At 52.6% G+C, this 1,227-nt stretch carries 2 protein-coding genes; both read right to left on the bottom strand.

Translation table 11 applies throughout. The annotated features are described in order from the left end of the window. The coding region (locus tag ACJHX3_RS24865; protein ID WP_162774333.1) for a hypothetical protein at positions 1–200 on the bottom strand (200 nt) is incomplete at its 3' end. Beyond that, positions 145–1,227 (bottom strand): phage portal protein (locus tag ACJHX3_RS24860; protein ID WP_410236248.1); only part of this gene is annotated, 1,083 nt, incomplete at its 5' end. The genes ACJHX3_RS24860 and ACJHX3_RS24865, both read right to left, overlap by 56 nt.

Below are 1,227 nucleotides of genomic sequence, written 5' to 3'. Positions count from 1 at the left end.
ATATGGAGATTAATGTGGGTGATATCGCCCAGTGCATTCAGATCACTGATAAACTGCTTCGCTGTAACACCCCAGAAACCAATCTCGTCATAAATATAAATATCCGCGTCACTCTGGTGACCAGCCTGCATCCTGAACCAGGAATTATTCTTCGGACTGGTCGTCGGTGTGCTGCGGCTCCTGTCGTTTCGTTGCGGCACTGCTGCCTCCTTTATCACTGGCCGGATCGGTATCAAATACCAGATCCAGCTTGCGGTTTTCATCAATTTCTGCCTTGCGCCGACGTTTGACATCATCCGGATTACGACCACCTGCACGTACCCAGTCTGATTCTGTCGCCGCTCCACCACGAATCTGAATTTTCCAGGCCTCAGCCTCCTTAACAGGGTCAATCCACGGCATCACCGGTCCGGAATACACCGCGGTATACAGTGAAGAACGGTCAAGATCGCGGGGTAGCCTGATAACACCGGATGCCACAGCCTGTTTCAGCCAGGCACGATACATCGGGCGGGTGACGGCACCAATAAACCAGTCCTGCAGGATCAGGTAGCCATCAGTGGATTCAACCAGCTCCTGACGCTGGGCGCTGTAAGTGCCGTTATAGTTGCGCGCTGTACTGGAAAAACTCAGACGACTGCCCGCCGCCACGGCACGCAACTGACCATTACGAAAAGTTTCAAGGTTAGGATTGGGGCGATCCGACTTCACCATTCCGATTTCTTCGCCGGGTTTCAGATCGTCGTAAATAATGCCTGGCTGAATGGTAAGCTCGCGTTCATTCTCCTTGCTGTCATTACCATCCGTTTCATAGCTCTGTCCGTCGCCTTTGCGGATGTACATCCCCAGAGCAGCAGCGATCCTTGCTGCAGTCAGCTCAGAATCTTCATATTCTTTCAGGGCACTGAGGCGGATCAGCACACCGGACAATAAAGACGTCCCGCGCATCTGGTGCAGACGGCGAACAAATTTAAGATGCAGCATTCGCTCTGCATCCACTTCTTTGGTTTCCATCTGCCGTCCGGATACAGGACGACTTTTATACACCAGATATTTTTCGGGACGCCCCCAGTCATCAACAAACACGCCCTGATTCAGCCTGTTGCTCTCATCACTGGTCATGGGAATAAAGTCTGGCTCGAGTGCCTCCAGCCAGAAATGAACACCGGCAGAAGGCGTCAGGCTGTTTATGCGCCCGGAAACCATCTGGGCAAACACCTCACCATC

It is taken from the genome of Escherichia sp. WS1265, assembly GCF_046487585.1.
Lineage (GTDB): Bacteria > Pseudomonadota > Gammaproteobacteria > Enterobacterales > Enterobacteriaceae > Escherichia > Escherichia coli.
Note: the sequence above shows the minus strand (reverse complement) of the source record. Positions and strands in the feature narration are given on the sequence as shown.